Below are 21,001 nucleotides of genomic sequence, written 5' to 3'. Positions count from 1 at the left end.
GCCATCCCGAACCGGTCGTGATTACCAGGGCTTGATGTCGACGGTGATGGCAGCGGCGACGATCGCGAAGAACAGTTCCAACATGCTTATCTCCCTTATGGTCGCACCGCGAGGATGCCCGTTAACCTTAACAGTACATTAAGGATTACTCAATCTGGCATTCAGGCGCTTAGGGGCATCACGAGGATTAACGCTATCTTCAGCGATCTGGCGTAGCCCGGATCCGTCATGACGCGCGCGCCCCGCACGAAAACCGAGCAAATTCCGAAGGATGGGGCGGTTAGCGCATCCACGCCAGCGGCTGTTTCACAGCGCTTTCACCTGTTGGTCGCCATCGCCAACTTCGCCGATTTGCGCCGCCGGGTCGGCTGCGCGCGCGCGGAGGGGATCGCGTCGATCGCAGCGGCCCGAATCAGTCGGTTACTGCCCGATGCCTCGGTGGCGATCATCGGCCGCGATCAACTGGCCTGTACGTTCCTCGACGACGATCCTGCAGCGATCGATATGCGGACCGCCGCCATCGCCGCGGGGTTTCGCGAACCGTTCCTGATCGGCGATGCCAGCGTCTTGTTCTCGCTCGATTTCGGTGCCGCCTCCGCGCCCGCGTCACACATCGACGAGGTGGCGCTGGTCGAAGCAGCCGAGGCGGCGCTGGCCCGCACCCGTCTGTCGCGCGATCCCGCCCCATCCGCGCTGCCCGCGGAGCTGATCGCGCTGGGTGACGAATTCGAGCGGGCGATCGCCTGCGACGAGCTGATCCTCCACTATCAGCCCAAGGTCCACGTCCGGCGCCAGGAGATCACCAGCGCCGAGGCGTTGGTTCGCTGGCGCCATCCGACGCGCGGGCTAGTGATGCCCAATGATTTCATTGCGGCGGCGGAGCAGTGCAATCTCATCGGCGCGATGACGCTGTGGACGATCCGTCGTGCCATCGCCGATCAGCGTGACCTGGTATCGCGCGGCCATGACCTGCGGTTGTTCATCAACATCTCGGGTCAGTTGCTGGCCGACGACGCCTTCGTGCGCGAAGCCTGCGTGCTGGTGGGCGACAGCGATGCCCGGTTGGGGTTCGAGATCACCGAAACGTCGGTGATACGCGATCCTGCCAGCGCGATCGCCAACCTTCAAATTTTCGCCGATTTCGGCATCGTCATTTCGATCGACGATTACGGTGCCGGCCTGTCGTCGCTGGCCTATCTGAAGCAGCTGCCCGCGCGCGAGCTGAAGATCGACAAATTGTTCGTGACGCAGCTCACCAGCTCCAACCGCGATCCGTTGATCGTGCGGTCCACCATCGATCTAGCCCATGCGCTGGAGATGGAGGTGGTGGCGGAAGGCGTCGAGACGCATGCCGCGCTCGCGCTGCTGACGGTGATGGGCTGCGACATGGTGCAGGGATTCCTGCTCAGCCGGCCGGTGCCGCTCGACGCCCTGGTCCAATATATGGACGACGGGCTTCATCGCCTCGTCCGACCGCAGCCGCTCGCCGCCTTCGGTGGCTTGCAGGTCCAGCGGCGCTGACATGGCCACGTACCGGCCCGCGTCGCGGCCGGGCCGCATGATGCTCGCTGCCCTTGCCTTGATCCTGGCGACGCCCGCGGCGGCGGTTCAGACCGACGACCGGTTCGATGCGTTGATCGCAGACGCCCGTGCAGCCATGCTCATCGATCCGCATCAAACGGTGACCCGTGCGCGCGAAGCCGAACGGATGGCGGCCGGTGCCGCGACCGCATCGCAACGCGCGATGATGCAGGCGACGGCGCAGTGGTTGCGGGGCGAGGCGCTGCTGCGATTGAACGACGTCGATGGCGCCCGTCCGCTGATCGAACATGCGGTGCGCGTGTCGGCGCGGCTGGCGCCGAATGCGATGCTGCATGGCGACGCCTTGCTGGCACGGGGCTGGATCAACACGGCGCAGGTGGACGTCGCGGAGGCGCTGAGCGACTATCAGAAGGCCTATGCTATCTTCCGCCGGCAGGGCGAGGTACGCAGCCAGTCCAAGGCGTTGCAGTCGATCGGCGCGCTGTACAGCGGCGCGAACGACCATGCGAATGCGCTACGCTATTTCGATCAGGCGCTTGCGACCTACCGCGGCGATCCGATGCTGGCGCTGTCGCTGTACAACAATCGCGGCGGCGCGCTGAAGTCGCTCAAAAGGCTGCGCGAGGCGGAGGCGCAGTTCGACAAGGCACTGGCGCTGACCGCGCAGATGCGCAGCCCGCTGCTGCGGTCGTTGGTTCTCGGCAATATCGCGGAGACGCGGCTGGCGATGGGCAATGTCGCGGGCGCGCAGCGCGCGATCGACGAAGGCTTGCGTCTGTCGAGGCAGGACGGCGCCGGTCAGCCCTATCGCACGGTCCTGATCGGGCTGGCGGCGCAGGCGGCGTATCAGCGCCACGATCTGGCAACGGCGGCGCGACTGATCGGCGAGCGGTTCGCCGGCCAGGATTTTGCCAAATCGACGCTGATCGATCGAGAGGCGCACCGGACCGCATATACGATCTACCGCGCGAGCGGCGCGCCCGACCTTGCGCTACAGCATCTGATGGCGCTGAAGCGGCTGGACGACGAGGCGACCACGCTTGCCCGGTCAACCAATGCCGCGCTGATGGCGGCGCGCTTCGATTTCGCAAATCAGGAACTGCGGATCGCCAACCTGCAGCGCGACGAAGCGCGGCGGAGCGTCGCGTTCGAAAAGGCGCGTGTCCGCACGCAGCAGACCGTGTTCATCGGCTTCGCCGTCGGCGTGCTGGCGGTGCTGCTGATGCTCGGCATCGGCATCGTGACGCTGCGGCGCAGTCGCGACCGTGTGCGTGCCGTCAACGCCGACCTGAAAAAGGCGCTGGCCGCCAAGTCCGAATTTCTGGCGACGACAAGCCACGAAATCCGCACGCCGCTGAACGGCATTCTGGGCATGACGCAGGTGATGCTGGCGGACGGCAGCGTCGCGGGCGATCTGCGCGATCGGCTGACCGTTGTCCATGGGGCCGGCGTGACGATGCGCGCACTGGTCGACGACATCCTCGATGCCGCCAAGATCGAAAGCGGTCGCCTGACGATCGAAGACGCGCCGTTCGATCTCGCTGCGATGCTGCGGGACTGCCTGCGCCTGTGGCAGGATCAGGCGGCGGCGAAGGGCCTCGTCTTCCACGCCGATTTGTCGCGCTGCCCCGATTGGATCGTCGGCGATGCGTTGCGCGTGCGGCAGATCGTGTTCAACCTGATGTCCAACGCGTTGAAGTTCACCGCGAGCGGCAGCGTGACGCTGACCGTCGAAGCGATCGCGGCGGCGGGGGAAAGCGAGCGCATCCGGATCGCCGTCGCCGACACGGGCACGGGCATCGCGGTCGAACAGCAGCAGGCGATCTTCGAATCGTTCACCCAGGCGGATACCAGCACCACGCGGCGCTTCGGCGGCACGGGGCTGGGCCTGTCGATCTGCCGCAACCTCGCGCGGGCGATGGGCGGCGAGGTGACGGTGGCGAGCGTGCCAGGGCAGGGCGCCTGTTTCACGGTCGACCTGCCGCTCCGTCATGCCGACCGGCCCGAGCAGCCGAAGGATCAGGCGCAGGCAGGCGTCCTGGTCGTCGACCCACATCCGATCACGCGGGCACTGCTGAAGACGGTGATCGCGACGCGGGCGGCGGACGTCGTACCGCTCGCGACGCTGGACGAGGCATTCGACCGGCTGGCCGCCGACCCCGTCGACCGGATCGTCGTCGACGTTGCGGCGCTGCGGGCGTGCGACGCCCCACATGCCGAGGTGCGGCGTCTGGTCGCAGTGGCGGGCCGCGAAGCGACAGTGCTGCTGTTGTGGCCGGCGGATGCCGCCGCGGCGCATGCGGCCTTCGATCCCGCAATCGAAGTCCTGCACCTTCTCAAACCGATAGCGGCGAGCGATCTGCTCGCCGTCCTGTTCGCCAGCCGCGACGCAACGCTTGTGTCACAGGCGGCATGAGGCGTAGACGCGCAGCCATGTTGACCCATTGCCCTCGCGGATGCCGGACCATGGTGCGATGAACGTCCTGTTCATCGAGGACGACCGGATGAATCGCCGCGTCGTCCGCGACATGTTGGACGTTGCCGGCGTCGGCATGGTCGAGGCGGAGAACGCCGAGGCGGGGCTGGCGGCGATCGACGCCGAAACCTTCGATATGCTGCTCATCGATCTGCGCATGCCGGGGATGGATGGCATCACCGCGATCGGGCACATTCGCGCGCGCCCCGACGACAAGGCCAACGTGCCGATCATCGTCATCACCGCGGATACGGCGTTGGACCTGCGCGAACGCTGTCTGGCCGCGGGCGCGAACGAGGTCCTGTTCAAGCCGGTGGCGATGGATGCGCTGTTCGAGGCCATGGGGCGAATCCTGGCACAGGATCCCGGCGGCGCGACGATCGGCTAAGCCGCACCGCTGTCGTTGGCGGCCGACGACCGCGTGGGCAGGATCGGGCTGTCTTCTGCCACGGTCGGGTCGGGTGTTCCGACGAGGGCGATCGTGTCGTCCTGCTCCTTCACCGCGAAGCCCACGTCTTCGAGACTGAGCTTAAGGTGGATGCGGGTCAGATGATCCGCCTCGACAAGGGCGAACAACGTTTCGGGTGTCTCGCTCATCCGCGTCCAACTGGTCAGGAATGGAGCCGTTCCGACATTAACCACCAATGTGGATGATTTGCGACGGACCGTTGGCTGCGGCCCGCTGCCGCGAACGCCCGCTGCGGCGATCTGCACCCGTGCTGTTGCCCCCCCGGTCATGTCGTGCGAGGCTCGCCCGCCGCGATGCGACCCGGAGCGCCCTATGAACTTGAAACCCCTTCATTTTGTCTTGGCCTTGGCGATCGCCGGCACGAGCGGCACCGCGCTGGCGCAAGCCGTGCCGCAGGCGCGCACCGCCAGCGGACCGGTGCGCGGCGCGACGGACGCGGGCGTGGACGCGTTCAAGGGTATTCCGTTCGCGGCCCCGCCGGTGGGCGCGTTGCGCTGGCAGCCACCGCAGCCGGTGCAGGCCTGGACGGCGCCGCGCGACGCCACGCAGTATGCGGCGGATTGCATGCAGCTGCCCTTCCCCAGCGATGCCGCGCCGCTCGGCACGGCGCCGGCCGAAGACTGCCTCTACGCAAATGTGTGGCGGCCGGCGGGCGTCAAGGCGGGGGCCAAGCTGCCAGTGCTGGTGTGGATCTACGGCGGCGGCTTCGTCAACGGCGGGTCCTCGCCGCCGACCTACAGCGGTGCGGCGCTGGCGCGGCAGGGCATCGTGATGGTGAGCTTCAACTACCGCCTGGGACGCTTCGGCACCTTCGCGCATCCCGCCCTCGCCACCACGTCGCGCGAGGTGGACTTCGGTCTGCTCGACCAGCTTGCTGCGCTCCGCTGGGTGAAGCGTAACGTCGCGGCTTTCGGTGGCGATCCCGATGCGGTGACGATCATCGGCGAAAGCGCGGGCGGCATGTCCGTCCACGCCATGCTGACCTCGCCCGCGGCGCGGGGCCTGTTCCGCGCCGCGGTCATCCAGTCGGGTGGCGACGGATCGTACAAGGGCGCAAGCGTGGCGACCGCAGAGGCGGCGGCGACCGCCTTTGCGCGCGCCAAGGGCATCGATGGCACCGGCCCCGCGGCCTCGGCGGCGCTCCATGCGTTGTCCGGCGAGCAGGTGGTCGACGGCCTGAACCTCGCCACCCTGGGGCAGCAGCAGGGTGAGGGGCGCACGTACAGCGGGCCGGTGCCCGATGGCCGTACCTTCGTCGACGGCCGCGACGCCTATCGCGCCGGTCGCTTCGCGCACGTACCGGTGATGGTGGGGGCGACCAGCAACGATATTGGCGGACCCGATGGCGTCATGATCGGGGGCGCACGCGACGTCGCGGGGCTGCTCGCGAAGCAAGGCGTGCCGGTCTATTACTATCGCTTCGATTATGTCGCGACGTCGGCGGCGACGCCGGACGGTGCGGGGGCGGGACATGCGACCGACATCCCGTTCTTCTTCGACACGGCCGACGTCAAATATGGAGCGGCGACCACATCGACCGATCGCGCCGCGGCAACCGTGGCGAGCCGCTATCTCGTCAATTTCGTCAAGACGGGCGACCCCAACGGCAAGGGCGCGGTGCGATGGCAGCGCTATGACGCTGCGGACCCGGCGATGCTGACGATGACGCGGGGCGGCGGGGCAACGCTGGCCCGCGAATAATAAGAAGCGCTCGCCTCCGTTATGTGAGAGGCGAGCGCGAACTTCGCCGTGTCTGGTCGCTACGGTCGCGATGACAGGCGACGGGCCGATATCCTGTGTCTCGCGGTAGCCGACTGCCGCGCTACCCGAAGCAAGCGGCGCGTTACTTTCCGCGCCCGGTCGCTTCCTGCAGCGCATCGATCCGCTTCGACGCTTCCGCCTTGGTCAGCGTGTCGTCGAACGTCTCGCCGGCTTCCTCGCTCAGCGTCTTGAGGTAGCTCGCCTGCGCGCCGGTCATCGCCTCGTCGCCGGTCGTCCAGTCGTCGGGGTTCTTTTCGGCGTTGCCGGTCGGGTGGTCCTTGGGATTCTCGGTCGTGGACATGGGGTCTTCCTTTCAGAAGACCCCAACATTCCTGTTCCTTATCCGTTCCAGCCGGTGAACGGCATGTTCAGCGCCTCGGCCACCGCATGATGCGTGATCTTGCCGTGATAGACGTTGAGGCCGTTGGCGAGGTGCGCGTCCGCCTTCATCGCCGCTTCCGCGCCCATGTTGGCGAGCTTGATCGCGAACGGCAGTGTCGCGTTGTTGAGCGCGAAGGTACTGGTGCGCGCGACCGCGCCGGGCATGTTGGCGACGCAATAATGGATCACGCCGTCGACTTCGAACACCGGGTCTTCGTGGGTGGTGGCATGGCTGGTTTCGAAGCATCCGCCCTGATCGATGGCGATATCGACCATCACCGCGCCGCGCTTCATCGTCTTGATCATGTCGCGCGTCACGAGCTTCGGCGCCGCCGCACCAGGCACCAGCACCGCGCCGATGACGAGGTGCGCGTTCTTCACCGCCGATGCGATCGCCGCCTTCGATGCATAGGCGGTCTTGATCTGGCTGGAGAAGAACATGTCGAGTTCGGCGAGGCGATCGTTCGAAATGTCGTAGATCGTCACATCGGCGCGCATCCCGACCGCCATCTGCGCGGCGTTGACGCCCGAAACGCCGCCGCCGAGGATCGCGACCTTCGCCGGCGCCACGCCTGGGACGCCGCCCAGCAATACGCCGCGACCGCCCTGTTCCTTTTCAAGGTAATGCGCGCCGACCTGCACCGACATGCGGCCCGCGACCTCGCTCATCGGCTTCAAGAGCGGCAGGCCGCCGCGTGCCGCCGTGACCGTTTCATAGGCGATGCAGGTCGCGCCCGACTTCAGCAGCCCCTCGGCCTGCGCCTTGTCGGCGGCCAGGTGGAGGTAGGTGAACAGCAGGTGGCGCGGTTCGAGCAGCGCGATCTCGCTCGCCTGCGGTTCCTTGACCTTCACGATCATGTCGGCGGCGGCGAAGACCGCGGCGGGATCGGCCAGGATCGTCGCGCCCGCGTCGATATAGTCCTGGTCCTCGAAATCGATGCCGGAGCCGGCCTTCGTCTCGACGACGACCTCATGACCGGCGGCGACCAGTTCGGCGACCGACGGCGGGGTCAGGCCGACGCGATATTCGTGGTTTTTGATTTCCTTGGGAACACCGATGCGCATGGGAATCTCCTCTTCCGACGGCGCTCTTACTACGCGCGGGGCGGGAGAGGCTTGCAATGTTATTGCCTATCGGCGGCCACTACGGGATTTCCTTGCGTGAATGGGTGTCGTAGAGCGAGAATCATGCTCGACGCCCTCGACCAGAAGATCCTTGGCCAGTTGCTCGTCAGTTCGGACCTCACCAGCGCCGAACTGGGGGAGAAGGTAGGCCTGTCGCCCAGCGCCGCGCATCGGCGCGTCGGATCGCTCAAGGACCGCGGGCTGATCGCCGGCTTCCGCGCCGTGCTCAGCAAGGCCGCGCGCGGCAATCCCAGTGTCGTGATGGTCAACGTGACGCTGCGTGACCAGCGCGAGGAGACGATGGCTGCGTTCGAGCGCCAGATCGTCGACGTCCCCGAAATCCGCGACTGTTTTCTGATGAGCGGCGAGGCGGACTATATGCTTCACGTCGAGGTGCGGCGCGACGATACGTTCGAACGCATCCACCGCGAAACGCTGTCGCGGCTGCCCGGCGTCACCCGGCTGGCATCGCATTTCGTGATTCGTGAGGTCTTTCGCAGGCCCTAACTCGCGTTTGCTTCCAATGCGGTACGCGCTCGCGCGGCCGGGCAACGCGCGATGTAGGGTGACGCTGCGTACCCTGTCTCGGGGCGGCTCATCGCCTTCCGCTGCCGTTGCTCCCGCCGTTCAGGCCATGCTAAGGCAGCGCCGATGCAACAGCTTGCGAACAACGCCGGTCGCGTACCGACGGACCGATCGAGCCGCTCGTGAGCAGCCCCGTACCGGCAGCCCCTCCCGACGCCCGCGCGGAGGATGAAACCCCCGTTCACCACAGCGATGGCCTGCTGAAGCTGGCGGTCGGTGCGATCGGCATCGTCTTCGGCGATATCGGCACCAGCCCACTCTACGCCTTCCGCGAAACCTTCGCGGGGCATCATAAGCTCGCGCTCGATCCGCTGCACATCATGGGCGTGCTGAGCCTGATGTTCTGGTCGATGATGATCGTGGTGACGATCAAATACGTCGCCATCATCATGCGCGCCGACAACAATGGGGAAGGGGGCAGCCTGGCGCTGCTCGCGCTCGTGTCGGGGCGGACGAAGAGCAAGCGGTGGTCGACCGGCATCGTGCTGCTCGGCGTCTTCGCGACCTCGCTGTTCTACGGCGACTCGATGATCACCCCTGCCGTCACCGTGCTCGGCGCGGTCGAGGGGTTGGCGATCGCGGCGCCGGCCTTTTCGGGGCTCGTGCTGCCGATCGTGCTCGCCATCCTGATCGCGCTGTTCTGGGTCCAGCGCAGCGGCACCGCGCGAATCGGCCTGATCTTCGGGCCGATCATGCTTGTCTATTTCGGCGTCATCGCGGTGCTGGGGCTGCTCAGCGTCGTCCAGACGCCGCATGTCCTGTGGGCCTTTTCGCCGCACCACGCGATCCACTTCTTCCTCGCCGACCCGATCCGCGCGTTCCTGGCGCTCGGCTCCGTCGTGCTTGCGGTGACGGGGGCGGAGGCGCTGTATGCCGACATGGGGCATTTCGGGCGCAAGCCGATCGGCCTGTCGTGGCTGGTGTTCGTGCTGCCCGCGTTGATGTGCAACTATCTGGGGCAGGGCGCGCTGCTGTTCCGCGAAGGCGAGGCGGCGCTGCGCAGCCCGTTCTACATGCTCGCGCCCGACAGCCTGCAGCTGCCGCTGGTGCTGCTGGCGACCATGGCGGCGATCATCGCCAGCCAGGCGGTGATCTCGGGTGCCTTCTCCGTCACGCAACAGGCGATCCAGCTGGGCTTCATGCCGCGGCTGCGCATTGAACATACCAGCGCGGCGACAGTGGGGCAGATCTATATCCCGCTCATCAACTGGCTGCTGATGACGATGGTGATCCTGCTGGTGCTGTTCTTCCGCACCTCGTCCAACCTCACCTCGGCCTATGGCATCGCGGTGACGGGGGCGATGTTCATTGATACGTGCCTGCTCGGCGTGGCGCTCACCCGGTTGTGGAACTGGCCGCTCTATGCCGCCGCGCCGCTGCTCGGCCTGTTCTTCTTGGTCGACGGCGCCTATTTCGCCGCCAATCTGACCAAGGTGCCCGATGGCGGCTGGTTCCCGCTTATGATCGGCCTGATCGTCTTCACCTTCCTGACGACCTGGTCGAAGGGGCGGACGCTGATGATGGAGCGGCTGCGCGAGGCGGCGATGCCGACCAAGGTGTTCATCACCTCGGCGATCAATTCGGCGAGCCGCGTGTCGGGGACGGCGGTGTTCATGACCTCCAGCGCCGATGGCGTGCCGCACGCGCTGCTCCACAACCTGAAGCATAACAAGGTGCTGCACGAGCGAATCATCCTGCTGACCGTGAAGATCGTCCAGCAGCCCTATTGGCCGGAAACCGATCGCGCCACGCGCGAGGAGATGGGCGACGGCTTCTACCGGCTCGTCCTGCGATACGGCTTCATGGAGGAGGTGGACGTGCCGGCGGCGCTGAAGCGCGTCCATGGCTGCGGCACCGATTTCAAGATGATGGACACCAGCTTCTTCCTGTCGCGTCAGACGCTGCTCGCGTCCGAACGGCCAGGCATGATGCTGTGGCGCGAAAAGCTGTTCGCCTGGATGCTGCGCAACGCCGAAAGCGCGATGGAGTTCTTCCGCCTGCCGACGAATCGCGTTGTCGAGCTGGGCAGCCAGGTGGAGATTTGAGCGAGCCGGCGCCCATCATCGTGACGGCCCTGTTCGGGCGGCGCGACCAGGGCTGGTTCGATGCGCAGCGGGCGGCACACTTCCCGCCCGAACGCAACGTGCTCGCCGCGCATCTGACGCTCTTCCATCACCTGCCGCCCTCCGCCGAGGGTGAGATCAAGCATCGCCTGAGCGGCCTGACCCGCGGCGTACGTGCGCCGCAGGCGCGCGTCGGCGGGCTGATGTCGCTGGGCCGCGGCGTCGCCTATCGGATCGAATCACCCGATCTGGTCGCGATCCGGCGCGATCTGGCCGACGCCTTTGCGGGCCTGCTGACGCCGCAGGACGCCGGCGGCTGGCGCCCGCACGTCACCATCCAGAACAAGGTACAACCCAATATCGCGAAGCTGCTGCTGACCGCTTTGTCGCGCGATTTCGCCCCCCGTGACGTCGAAATCGCGGGGCTGGCGGCATGGTGGTATCGTGGCGGTCCATGGGAAGCACTTTCCCGTCACATGTTCGCTTGACGGGGGCCGCATCCCGCTCCTATAGGCGCCCCTCCACACGGCGGGGCGGAGTAGCTCAGCTGGTTAGAGCACGGGAATCATAATCCTGGGGTCGGGGGTTCAAGTCCCTCCTCCGCTACCACATCGGTAGCGCCGCGCGTGTGACACCATCGACAGACGGAACGCTTTGTTCACCATTGCCGTGCGATGGCATAGGCTGGTCGGTTCGGGTCGCGTCGATGCCCTATCACTTTTCCAATGAACGTCGGACCGCGGATCGGCGGGTCGCCAAGCAGCCGCATGCGGGGCCCGAGCGTCGTCTGGCGGAGCGCCGGGCGACCGAGGTGAAGCTCGTCCGCAAGCCGCAGCCGATGCATCGCGGCGTGTTGTGGGCGGCGGTTCTGATGGTGCTGGTCCTGTCCGACAGCGTATGGCTCGACGGGGCGTATCGCCACATGGTGACGGGCGGCATCGCCGACTGGGTCGCGAGCGTGCGCTATTGGTCCGATCACGTATGGGACTGGCGCGCCTAACCGAACGCCCCGAACGGATCGTTCATCACCAGCATTGCGTCGGACCGCGCGAGCGCGATCAGCGTCAGGCCGTGCGCGCGGGCGTGATCCAGCGCGAAGCTGGTGGGGGCGGAGATGCCGACCAGCAGCGGCGTCGCGGCGACCAGCGCCTTGTCCGCCATTTCAAAGCTGATGCGCGAGGTGACGAGCGTGAAGGCCGAGCCTGCGCTCGCCCGCGCCTGCGCACCGAACAGCTTGTCGAGCGCATTGTGGCGGCCGACATCCTCGAAGATCGCCGCGATCGCACCATCGGCGGTGCAGGCGGCGGCGGCATGGACGGCGCCTGTCGCGGCGTTGAGGCGCTGGTGCGCGCGTATCGCCGCCAGCGCGGCAAAGATCGCGGCCGGCTCGACGGCAGGGCGGGGCGGCCGCTGGCGCACGGGCCGGACGAGCTGTTCCAGGCTGGCGATCCCGCACAGGCCGCATCCCGTATCGCTGCTGCGATGGCGGACGCGATCACGGATGCGGGGGCGGCAGTGCGCGGCAAGCGCGATCCGGACGATCCAGCCCGCCTCTGCCGCGAAGACGTCGATATCCTCGACGTCGGCGGCGGTGTCGGCGAGGCGTTCGGTCAACATGAAGCCGAGCGCGAAGACGTCGAGATCGCGCGGCGTCATCATCATAACGGCATAGCCCAGGCCGTCGACCTCGATCGCGACGGGGGCCTCGACCGCGACGTCGCGCAGTCCGCTCGTGGCGCGGCCATCGGCGTGGAGCACCCGGATCGGCTCGGGCCGCGACACGCTCACAGCGCGGCAAGATCCTCGGGTGTGTTGACGTTGGCGATCCGCCCCGGCGCGGCGATCGGCAGCGCACCGATCTGTTGCGCCCAGCCGCGCACCGAGCGTCGGGCACCGCGCGCGATATGGTCGACGAGTGCGTCGGCGAGGTCGGCGGGCCAGTGGCCGATGACCGGCGCGTCGCTGCAATAGCTGGGCGCGCGGCGCAGCAGCGAAGCGATGAGCGCCTCGGGCAGGTACGGGGTGTCGCAAGGCACCGTCAGGACGCTGTCGAAGCCCTGCGTCGCTGCGTGGTGCAACGCGCCCGCAATGCCGCCGAGCGGGCCAAGGCCGGGGGCAGGGCGATCCGCGATCCCACCCTCTCGCCCCACGACAACCACCGCGTCGGCCCAGCGCGCGCAGGCGTCGCGGACGTGCGAGAGCAGTGGCCGCCCGTCCCACAGTGCGGCGGCCTTGTCGCTGCCGAAGCGGCTCGACTGGCCGCCGGCAAGGATCGCGGCGAGGATCAGGCCGCCTTCTCCACCCGCACCGGCACGGATTTCCCCGCCGGAACATGGCTTTGTTCCGCCTTGTGCGTAACCGGCATCAGGATGTTGCATTCGGGGTAATAGCCACCCAGGCAGCCGCGCGGAATGTCATAGGGCACGACCAGCAGGCCATCGACGCGCTTGTCGCCGTTGGTGCCCTCGTCGCCGACCAGATCGACCTTGTCGTGCTCGGCCAGGCCCAGCTCCGCCATGTCGGCGCGGTTCATCAGCACGACGTCGCGCGTGCCTTTGATGCCGCGGAACCGGTCGTGATAGCCATAGACGGTCGTGTTGAACTGATCGTTCGAGCGCAACGTCATCAGGCGGAAGCGGCCGGGGGCGTCCTTGAAACCGGTGGCGTTCAGGGCGCTCGGCACGTTGAATTCGGCGCGGCCGCTGTCGGTGAGCCATTGGCGGTGGGCGGCGGGCACACCCTTCCAGAAGCCGCCGGGGATCCACATCCGCTCGTTGAAGCGGGCGAACTTGTCCGGATAGGTCGCCTCGATCGCATCGCGGACGAGGCCGTAATCGCCGACCCACGCATCCCAATCGACCTTCGGGTTGGGATCAAGTGTCGCCTTGGCGATGCCGGCGAGGATCGCAGGTTCGCTGAGCAGCGTGTCCGCCGCCGGCGTCGCGCGGCCGCGGCTGCCGTAGATGCGGCTGAAACTGTCCTCCATCGTCACCGCCTGCGGGCCGGTTGCCTGTTCGTCGGTCTCGATCCGGCCCAGGCAGGGGAGAAGGTAGCAGGTCTTGCCGGGCAACAGATGCGTGCGGTTAAGCTTGGTCGCGATGCTGACGGTGAGGTCGAGCGTCTGCCATGCCGGCTCGATCCGTGCGGTATCGGGCACCGCGCGGGCGAGGTTGCCGCCCAGGCCCAGGAACGCCTGCGCGCTGCCGTCGATGATATGTTCGCATGCCTCGACCGTGTCCCAGCCCTTGTCGCGCGGGGGATCGAAGTCGTAGAGCTGCTGCAGCCGGTCGAGCGGGGCGAGCTCGGGCTTTTCGGTGATGCCGACGGTGCGTTGTCCCTGCACGTTGCTGTGGCCGCGAACCGGGCCGAAGCCGGCGCCGGGCCTGCCGACGTTGCCGCGCAGTAGCATCAGGTTCACCAGCGTGTGGAGATTGTCGATGCCGTGAACGTGCTGGGTCAGGCCCATGCCGTAGACGCAGATGACCCGCTTCGACTTGGCGTAGACGGCCCCGGCGGCCTCCATGTCCTGACGGGTGATGCCGCTTTCATGCTCCAGCGTTGCCCAATCGGTCGCGCGGACCATGTTGGCGAACGCCTCGAACCCCGTCGTGTGTTCGGCGATGAAGGCATGGTCGAGAATCGCGGGGGCGTTGATCCGCTGGCACTGGTCGTCCGCCTCGATGACGTATTTGCAGATGCCGACCAAAGCGGCGATGTCGCCGCCGGCCTTCACCTGGTGATATTGCGTGGCGATCGGCGTCGACTTGCGCGTCGCCATCTCGATCGGGTTCTGCGGGTCGGTGAAGCGTTCGAGGCCGCGTTCCTTCAGCGGGTTGAACACCACGATCTCGACGCCCCGCTTGGCGCAACTGCGCAAGGGGTGGAGAAAGCGGGGTGAGTTCACCCCCGGATTCTGGCCGAAATAGAAAATAGCGTCACACTGGTCGTAATCCGACAGATGGATCGTGCCGACGGGCGAACCAATTGCAGACTTGAGGCCGACCGACGTCGTCTCGTGACACATGTTGGAGGAATCGGGCAGGTTCTGGCTGCCGTACAGGCGCGCCATCAACGCCCACATGTAGCTCGTTTCCAGACTCGCGCGGCCGGATGCGTAGAAGATCACCTTCTTGGGATCGTAGCGCTTCAGATGCGTGCCGATATCGGCAAACGCCTCCGCCCAGCTGACCGCGACATAGCGATCCGTGGCGGCATCATATTTCATCGGATGCGTCAGGCGCCCGGCCTGTTCGAGGTCGTAATCCTTCCAGCCGCGCAAGTCGCTGACGGTATGCTTCGTGAAGAATTCCGGGGTGGTGCGATAGGTAGTCAGCTCCCACGCGGTGGCCTTCGCGCCGTTTTCGCAAAATTCGGCGATATGCGGATGCGCCGGCTTCCCCCAAGCGCACGAGACACACATGACGCCCCCGGGCTTGTTTAGCCGGGTCAACTCGCGCGCGGTTTCCGGCCGCACCTTCTCGCGAAGGTTGATTTCCGCAACCGACTTCATCGATCCCCAGCCACCGGCGGGACCGGTGTAAGGTTCGGTGCTGATCGTCTGGTCGTCGCTCACGTCGCAGTCCCTCCGCTCGTCCGGACGCCAACGTCCCGCCCGGCGGTTGGATGCATGCCGTATGCCACGGCTTATGTACACGCCATCCGATATCTTATCACACGCAGGTCGGCCTGCGGATGGCTGAGCTCCGCATTTTGAAGCAGCTGCGCGCAAATTGGTATTGTATTGATCTGAAAGGAATGAGACCACGATGGCTCTGAGGGGTGGTTTCAAACAAACCGCAAGCAAATAAGGGACGCTATACTGTCCTTTATTGTTGGCCGTAACCGGGTGATCCGTGGCGATGACACACGGACATTCGCGCTGATCGGTCGCGGCGAAATGCAATCATCCCCGGATCACGAAGGGGAAAGAATATGATGATGTACAAGGGGATACTCGCTTCAACCTGTTGTCTGGCGGCGTTGCTCGCCATGCCGGCGCAAGCCCAGGTCACGACCGAACAGGACGCTGCGACCCAGATCGGCGATCCTGTCGCTTCGGCGAAGCTCGCCGCCGATCGGGCGCGCGACGATTCGGTCAACGCAGACAAATCGCAGGACATCATCGTGACGGGCACGCGCATTGCGCGGCCGAACAACCGCTCCGCCGCGCCGATCACCACCGTCACGGTCGCCGAAATCGCTGCCCAGGGCGCGACGACGATCGAAGAGGTGATGAACCGCCTGCCGCAGGTGCAGGCCAACGCCGAACAGAATTACGCCGATTCCGACGGCCGCCAGCGTATCAAGCTGCGCAGCCTGGGTTTCGAACGTACGCTGACGCTGGTCGACGGGCTGCGGCTCGGCATCCAGAACGGCATGGACGTCAGCCTGATCCCCAACGAGCTGGTCGAGCGGATCGACGTTCTGTCGGGCGGTGCGTCGTCGGTCTATGGATCGGACGCGGTCGCAGGCGTCGTCAACTTCGTGTTGAAGAAGGACTTCAACGGCATCGCGCTGACCGGCAACTACAGCTTCTTCAACCACGATAATCGCGCCAATCCGGTGACCGAAGCGGCCGGCCGGGCCTTCTTCCCGGCCAAGCAGGGTTGGACCAACGACGGCGGTCGGGCGAACGTGACGCTCACCGCGGGCAAGACCTTCCTGGACGGGGCGGTCAGCCTGTCGGGCTACCTCAACTATCGTCAGTCGGAGCAGGTGTACCTGGGCGACCGGTCGCTGTCGGCGTGCGAAGTGACCCAGACGATCGCGACGGGTGTGCTCAACTGCACGCGCAGCACCTATACCCAGGCAGGCACGATCGTCCCAGGCGGGATCGGCGTGGGCAGCACGTTGGTCAACGATCCCAGCGGGTCGGGCCGGTTCGTGCCGTATAATTCCGGACCGGGCACCTCGACCAATCCGTACGATGAACTGGCATTCCAGCGGCCGTTCAACCGCCTGAACACCGGCGCTTTCCTGAACGCCAGGATTTCGAGCGACATCGAATTGTACTCGACCGCGATGTTCTATCGCGACCGGTCGTTCAACACGCTGCCCAACCGCGTCTATTCGTACAGCGCCTATGGTGCGCCGGCGTATCAGACCAACTGCGACAATCCGTTCCTGTCGGCGTCGCAGCGCACGACGCTGTGCGGTACGCAGACGACCGGGCTCGTGCCGCTCGACGTCCGCTATCGCTTCGACGCGCTGCCGCTGGTCGAGACGGGGTTCGAGAACCGGGGCGTGCGCATTGCGGGCGGCCTGCGCGGCAAGGTGCTCGACGATGCCTGGCGGTACGACATCGCGGGCGTCTATTCGATGATGCGCGCCAAGACGATCTACCCGTCGCAGCCGGATTACGACCGCGTCAATCGGTCGCTGAACGTGGTGAACGTCAACGGCACGCCGACCTGCGCGTCGGTGGTCAGCGGTGCTGACCGCGCCTGCGTGCCGTTCAACGCCTTCATCCCAGGTAACAGCAACCTGGCGCTGAACGACTATCTGTTCACCAGCACCGACGGGTCGCAGAACAGCACGTCGTTGATGTGGCAGGCGCTCGCGGTCCTGAACGGTGACCTTGGCAAGTACGGCATCACCTCGCCGCTCGCCGAGCAGGGCGTCGCGGTCGCCTTCGCCAGCGAATTCCGCGCCGAGCTGTACAAGAGCAGCGCCGATGCCCAGTTCCGCGCCACCAACGGCGGCACCGATGCCCGCTTCACGCAGAACGTCGTCGAATCGAACGTCGAGGTGCAGGCGCCGCTGATCGAGCACAAGCCGTACACCGACCTGTTGCAGGTCAACGGCGGCTATCGCGTGTCGAAGTACAACCGGCTGAACGGCACTTTCAACACGTGGAAGGTGGAAGGCATCTGGGCGCCGATCGCCGACATCGGCTTCCGCACGTCGTTCAACAAGGCGCAGCGCGCGCCGACGGTGATCGAGGCGGATCAGGCGAGCAACGTCAACTATACGACGTCGGGTCCGAACGATCCGTGCGCATCGACCCGCGATCCCAATTCGTCGAACCCCAACGTGCGGGTCGCACCGACGGCGTCGATCGAGCAATGCCGTCGCACAGGCCTGCCCGACAATCTGTACGGCAGCGCGACGCTGGACTGTTCGGCGCTGAACACCGGCTGCACCGTGCGCAACGGTGGGTTCAATCTGAAGCCCGAAACCGCCTATACCAAGACGTTCGGCGTGATCCTGCGCCCGCGCTTCGTCCGCGGGCTGACGGTGTCGGCGGATCGCTTCATCATCAATCTGAATGACTCGATCAACTTCTTCCAGGTCAACGACTTCCTCAACGGGTGTCTGACCACGGGGCTGCAATATTACTGCCGCGGTATCGTGCGGAACCCCGGTACTTACACGCTGAACAGCGCGCCGGGCGGCAATCCGACGACCGGCTATTATGCGCGCGGGACGAGCAACAGCTACAAGTCCCAGTCGCATGGCTGGGACTTCCAGGGGCAGTATACGCTGGGCCTGGCCGGGGCGGGGTCGCTCGATACGTCGTTCAACGGGACGTTGACGACCCGCGTCGGCAGCCAGGATACGCCCGATGCCACGCCGCGTAATTGCGTCGGCTATTACGGGCCGGGCTGTGGCGAGAGCATGCCGCGCTGGTCGCACGGCCTGCGCACCACCTGGACCAGCGCCGACAAGGTGGCGAGCGTGTCGCTCAACTGGCGGCACATCTCGGGCATGACGATCAGCTACAACGCGCCGGCCGACACTGGCATTCCGGCGAACACGGCGCAGTTCCGCCGGTTCTACACGGGCGTGCCGACGTACGATTACATCGATCTGTCCACCAGCTTCGATATCGCCAAGCGCTTTGCGCTGCGCGTGTCGGTGAACAACCTGTTCGACCGCGACCCGCCGCTGCTTCCCGACTCGCGCAACGTGCTGGGCCTGCTGCGTAGCAATACGCTGTTCCGCTACGACCTGCTCGGTCGGCAGATCGTCGTGGGGGCGACCGCGCGCTTCTAATAGCGCGCCTTTGCCTATCGGATGGTTCAAAATCGTGGGCCGATCGCCTAGATCGGTCCACGACTCTTTCATCCGACAGGCTTTCCCATGACCACTCATACCACCCGCATGCTGATCCTCGGTTCGGGGCCTGCGGGACTGTCCGCCGCGATTTATGGCGCGCGGGCGGGGATGCAGCCGATCGTCGTGCAGGGCATCCAGCCCGGCGGTCAGCTGACCACGACGACCGATGTCGAGAATTATCCGGGCTTTGCCGATGTCATCCAGGGCCCCTGGCTGATGGAGCAGATGCAGAAGCAGGCGGAACACGTCGGCACGCGGCTGATGTGGGACACGATCGTCGAGGTCGACCTGTCGAAGCGCCCGTTCCGCCTGATCGGCGACGGCGGCGACGTCTATGAGGGCGAGGTGCTGGTGATCGCCACCGGCGCACAGGCCAAGTGGCTGGGCATCGAGAGCGAGGAGCCGATGAAGGGCAAGGGCGTCAGCGCCTGCGCGACCTGCGACGGCTTCTTCTATCGCGGCAAGAAGGTCGCGGTGATCGGCGGCGGCAACACTGCGGTCGAGGAGGCGCTCTACCTCACCAACCACAGCGACGACGTGACGCTGATCCACCGCCGCGACACGTTGCGCGCCGAGCGCATCCTGCAGGAGCGGTTGCACGCGCATCCCAACATCACGGTGCTGTGGAACAAGGAAGTCCGCGAATTCGTGGACGGTGGCGGCACCGCGGGCCTCGTCGCGCTGGAGCTGGAGGATACGCAGACCGGCGAGCATTCGCGGCTCGACGTGCAGGGCGGCTTCGTCGCGATCGGCCATCATCCGGCGACCGAGCTGTTCCGCGGCCATCTGGCGCTCGACGACGATGGCTATATCGCGGTGGAGACGGGCTCGACGCGCACCAGCGTTCGGGGCGTGTTCGCGTGCGGCGACGTGGCTGACAAGGTGTACCGGCAGGCCGTGACGGCGGCGGGCACCGGTTGCATGGCGGCGCTGGATGCCGAGCGGTTCCTGGCGGCGGCGGAGTTCGCTGAGATGGCAGAGGCGGCGGAGTAAGCGCTGCGCTGCCGCTTCCGCCCCAAAATGTCGCCCCGGTTCAGGCTGGGATGACGTTGAGTTGGGCGCGTTGTGGTCAGAGTCTGGTTAGGGCGGCGAGGACGGCGTTGCGTAGCGCGCGCTGGTCTTCCACCCGGGCGAAGCTGTGCGAGGCGGTGTCGATCCGCGTCGCGGGCAGGTGGCGCGCGGCGGCGGCATAGGCTTGCGCGGTGGCGTCGCCGCTGGCGAGCAAGATGGTCGCCGCGTCGCCCCAAGTTTCGATCGCAGAGACGACGCGGGTGGCGAGCGCTTGCGGCGATGGGGCGGCGGCCTTGCGCAGGCCCTTCACTGCTTTGGCAAGGTCGATGTGGCCGGTAAGCAGGCGACGCCATGCCGCGGGGTCGGTGAGGCGCTGGCGGTAGGTCGCGCGGATCGCGGCGGCAGGGGGCAGGGCGTCGTTGTCCTCGACCGTCCAGGGGTTGGCGAGCAGCAGGTTATCGATGCCGGCGTCGCGGCCGAAGAGCGCGAGCGTGCTCGCCGCGTCGCAATTGCCGAAGCCGACGATGCGGTCGAGCTGTGGGGCGTGGGCGCGAAAGGCGGCGGCTGCGGTGATCAGATCGTCTCGGGCGGACAGGAAACCGCCGTTTACGCCGGTCGAGTCGCCGATGCCGCGGCGGTCGTAGCGGAACACCGGATGGCCCGCCGCTGCCACCGACTGTGCGAGGAGCGCCATGCCGCGATGCGCGCCGCAGCGGATTTCGTTGCCGCCAGAGACGATCAGCAGACCGGTCTTGCTGGGTGCGGCGTCGAGCGTACCGATCAGCGTGTCGCCCGCGCAGGGGAAGGCGATCAGGCTTCGCATGCGGCGATCCAGGCGGCGATGTCGTCGGCGAGCAACTCGGCGAGGGCAGGGTCGTCGCCCGGCTCGGCGCGCCGCCAGAGTGGGGCGGCGTCGACGTGACGGTCGGCGGGGGCGGGGTCGGACGACAGGCGGATGACGCGGCGGGGCGTGCCGGGTTGATCGAAGGGGGCGGCGGCGCTGAACGAGGTGAGTAGGTTGGGCGACAGGACGTTGCCCGCAATCTCCGCAGTGTCGGCGCCGTACATCATCGCCTGTCGGTCGCCGTCGTTGCCCGCCGCCCGCCACGTCCGGTGCAGATCGCGGAGCAGGGATTCGCCGTCCTGGGGGGCAAGATGCCACCGGCCGCTATGCAGCGCGCAATAGTCGAGCAGTGCGCCGCTGCGAATGCCGACCGCGTAGGTCCGTCGCCCTTCGTCAAGGCAGCGGTCGGTCAACGTCTCCAGCACCTCGGCCATGCAAAAACGAGTGCAGTCTTCAAGCAGCACCACGCTCTCGCCCTGTCCCGGCACGTCCGGGAGCAAGCCGGCGATCCCGCGTTCGGCCAGTCGGCGCAGCAGGCCGACGGCGAAGGTGCGCGTGCGGTTGGCTTCTTCGAAGAGGGGCAGGGCGAGGATGACCACCGGCCCGGTATCGGGGCCGAAGCGCAGCAGCGCCTCGCGGCCGCCGCTCCAGTCGTAATGGTCGATGCGCGGCGCCATGCCGCCCGA

The 21,001-nt window shown here is 66.5% G+C and carries 18 protein-coding genes and 1 tRNA gene; 11 read left to right on the top strand and 8 right to left on the bottom strand.

What is annotated here, in order from left to right:
* The first annotated feature begins 324 nt into the window (after window positions 1–324).
* The 3 genes from SPHME3_RS0116930 to SPHME3_RS0116920 are packed head-to-tail and all read left to right on the top strand — an operon-like array spanning window position 325 to window position 4,406.
* Complete coding sequence (locus SPHME3_RS0116930; RefSeq protein ID WP_017978167.1) at window positions 325–1,521, top strand: EAL domain-containing protein; 1,197 nt, start codon at window positions 325–327, stop codon at window positions 1,519–1,521.
* A 37-nt stretch (window positions 1,522–1,558) separates the two neighbouring features.
* Window positions 1,559–3,958 carry an ATP-binding protein gene (locus SPHME3_RS0116925; RefSeq protein WP_020486433.1) on the top strand — a complete coding sequence of 800 codons (2,400 nt, stop codon included), beginning with the start codon at window positions 1,559–1,561 and terminating at the stop codon, window positions 3,956–3,958.
* 58 nt (window positions 3,959–4,016) lie between these two features.
* Complete coding sequence (locus SPHME3_RS0116920; RefSeq protein ID WP_024310487.1) at window positions 4,017–4,406, top strand: response regulator; 390 nt, start codon at window positions 4,017–4,019, stop codon at window positions 4,404–4,406.
* On the opposite strand, the gene SPHME3_RS0116915 is transcribed toward SPHME3_RS0116920, so the two are convergent.
* Window positions 4,403–4,615: a hypothetical protein gene (locus tag SPHME3_RS0116915; RefSeq protein WP_017978170.1), complete on the bottom strand. Its 213-nt coding sequence runs from the start codon at window positions 4,613–4,615 to the stop codon at window positions 4,403–4,405. The genes SPHME3_RS0116920 and SPHME3_RS0116915 overlap by 4 nt on opposite strands.
* 184 nt (window positions 4,616–4,799) lie before the next feature.
* Here SPHME3_RS0116915 and SPHME3_RS0116910 point away from each other — a divergent pair, with 184 nt between their 5' ends.
* Entirely contained in the window at window positions 4,800–6,188 is a 1,389-nt protein-coding gene (locus tag SPHME3_RS0116910) for a carboxylesterase/lipase family protein (protein WP_017978171.1), read from the top strand.
* Between the two features lie 142 nt (window positions 6,189–6,330).
* On the opposite strand, the gene SPHME3_RS0116905 is transcribed toward SPHME3_RS0116910, so the two are convergent.
* Window positions 6,331–6,549, bottom strand: a complete 219-nt coding sequence (locus tag SPHME3_RS0116905) for a DUF3072 domain-containing protein (RefSeq protein WP_017978172.1) — start codon at window positions 6,547–6,549, stop codon at window positions 6,331–6,333.
* A gap of 38 nt (window positions 6,550–6,587) precedes the next feature.
* On the bottom strand, window positions 6,588–7,694 hold the full coding sequence (ald, locus tag SPHME3_RS0116900) for an alanine dehydrogenase (RefSeq protein ID WP_017978173.1): 1,107 nt from the start codon (window positions 7,692–7,694) through the stop codon (window positions 6,588–6,590).
* A gap of 123 nt (window positions 7,695–7,817) precedes the next feature.
* On the opposite strand from ald, the gene SPHME3_RS0116895 reads away from it, so the two are divergent.
* From SPHME3_RS0116895 to SPHME3_RS0116875, 5 genes are all read left to right on the top strand, one after another.
* Window positions 7,818–8,261 carry an Lrp/AsnC family transcriptional regulator gene (locus SPHME3_RS0116895; RefSeq protein ID WP_017978174.1) on the top strand — a complete coding sequence of 148 codons (444 nt, stop codon included), beginning with the start codon at window positions 7,818–7,820 and terminating at the stop codon, window positions 8,259–8,261.
* A 200-nt stretch (window positions 8,262–8,461) separates the two neighbouring features.
* The gene (locus tag SPHME3_RS0116890) at window positions 8,462–10,384 is read left to right on the top strand and encodes a potassium transporter Kup (protein WP_017978175.1); all 1,923 of its coding nucleotides are present in this window, start codon (window positions 8,462–8,464) and stop codon (window positions 10,382–10,384) included.
* Window positions 10,381–10,890, top strand: a complete 510-nt coding sequence (locus SPHME3_RS0116885) for a 2'-5' RNA ligase family protein (RefSeq protein WP_017978176.1) — start codon at window positions 10,381–10,383, stop codon at window positions 10,888–10,890. Before SPHME3_RS0116890 ends, SPHME3_RS0116885 begins: the two co-directional genes overlap by 4 nt.
* Window positions 10,891–10,934: 44 nt before the next feature.
* A tRNA-Met gene (locus tag SPHME3_RS0116880) sits at window positions 10,935–11,011 on the top strand.
* A gap of 97 nt (window positions 11,012–11,108) precedes the next feature.
* The gene (locus SPHME3_RS0116875; protein ID WP_017978177.1) at window positions 11,109–11,402 is read left to right on the top strand and encodes a hypothetical protein; all 294 of its coding nucleotides are present in this window, start codon (window positions 11,109–11,111) and stop codon (window positions 11,400–11,402) included.
* On the opposite strand, the gene fdhD is transcribed toward SPHME3_RS0116875, so the two are convergent.
* The 3 genes from fdhD to SPHME3_RS0116860 are packed head-to-tail and all read right to left on the bottom strand — an operon-like array spanning window position 11,399 to window position 14,975.
* Window positions 11,399–12,190, bottom strand: a complete 792-nt coding sequence (gene fdhD / locus SPHME3_RS0116870; RefSeq protein WP_017978178.1) for a formate dehydrogenase accessory sulfurtransferase FdhD — start codon at window positions 12,188–12,190, stop codon at window positions 11,399–11,401. The two genes, SPHME3_RS0116875 and fdhD, sit on opposite strands and share 4 nt — an antisense overlap.
* Window positions 12,187–12,780 carry a molybdenum cofactor guanylyltransferase gene (mobA, locus tag SPHME3_RS0116865; protein WP_081609122.1) on the bottom strand — a complete coding sequence of 198 codons (594 nt, stop codon included), beginning with the start codon at window positions 12,778–12,780 and terminating at the stop codon, window positions 12,187–12,189. Before mobA ends, fdhD begins: the two co-directional genes overlap by 4 nt.
* The gene (locus SPHME3_RS0116860; RefSeq protein WP_017978180.1) at window positions 12,687–14,975 is read right to left on the bottom strand and encodes an FdhF/YdeP family oxidoreductase; all 2,289 of its coding nucleotides are present in this window, start codon (window positions 14,973–14,975) and stop codon (window positions 12,687–12,689) included. Before SPHME3_RS0116860 ends, mobA begins: the two co-directional genes overlap by 94 nt.
* Window positions 14,976–15,334: 359 nt before the next feature.
* Between SPHME3_RS0116860 and SPHME3_RS0116855 the strand changes: the two genes are divergently transcribed.
* Window positions 15,335–18,397 carry a TonB-dependent receptor domain-containing protein gene (locus tag SPHME3_RS0116855; protein ID WP_231291994.1) on the top strand — a complete coding sequence of 1,021 codons (3,063 nt, stop codon included), beginning with the start codon at window positions 15,335–15,337 and terminating at the stop codon, window positions 18,395–18,397.
* An 87-nt stretch (window positions 18,398–18,484) separates the two neighbouring features.
* Window positions 18,485–19,453 carry a thioredoxin-disulfide reductase gene (gene trxB / locus SPHME3_RS0116850; RefSeq protein ID WP_024310489.1) on the top strand — a complete coding sequence of 323 codons (969 nt, stop codon included), beginning with the start codon at window positions 18,485–18,487 and terminating at the stop codon, window positions 19,451–19,453.
* Between the two features lie 76 nt (window positions 19,454–19,529).
* On the opposite strand, the gene SPHME3_RS0116845 is transcribed toward trxB, so the two are convergent.
* Together SPHME3_RS0116845 and SPHME3_RS0116840 are read right to left on the bottom strand one after the other, a co-directional pair.
* Window positions 19,530–20,294, bottom strand: a complete 765-nt coding sequence (locus SPHME3_RS0116845) for a hydrolase 1, exosortase A system-associated (RefSeq protein ID WP_018251096.1) — start codon at window positions 20,292–20,294, stop codon at window positions 19,530–19,532.
* The gene (locus SPHME3_RS0116840; RefSeq protein ID WP_017978184.1) at window positions 20,282–20,992 is read right to left on the bottom strand and encodes a hypothetical protein; all 711 of its coding nucleotides are present in this window, start codon (window positions 20,990–20,992) and stop codon (window positions 20,282–20,284) included. The genes SPHME3_RS0116845 and SPHME3_RS0116840 overlap by 13 nt, the downstream gene beginning before the upstream one ends.
* Between the last annotated feature and the right edge of the window lie 9 nt (window positions 20,993–21,001).

This window comes from Sphingomonas melonis DAPP-PG 224, assembly GCF_000379045.1.
GTDB lineage: Bacteria > Pseudomonadota > Alphaproteobacteria > Sphingomonadales > Sphingomonadaceae > Sphingomonas > Sphingomonas aquatilis.
This window is presented reverse-complemented; position numbering and strand designations above follow the sequence as displayed.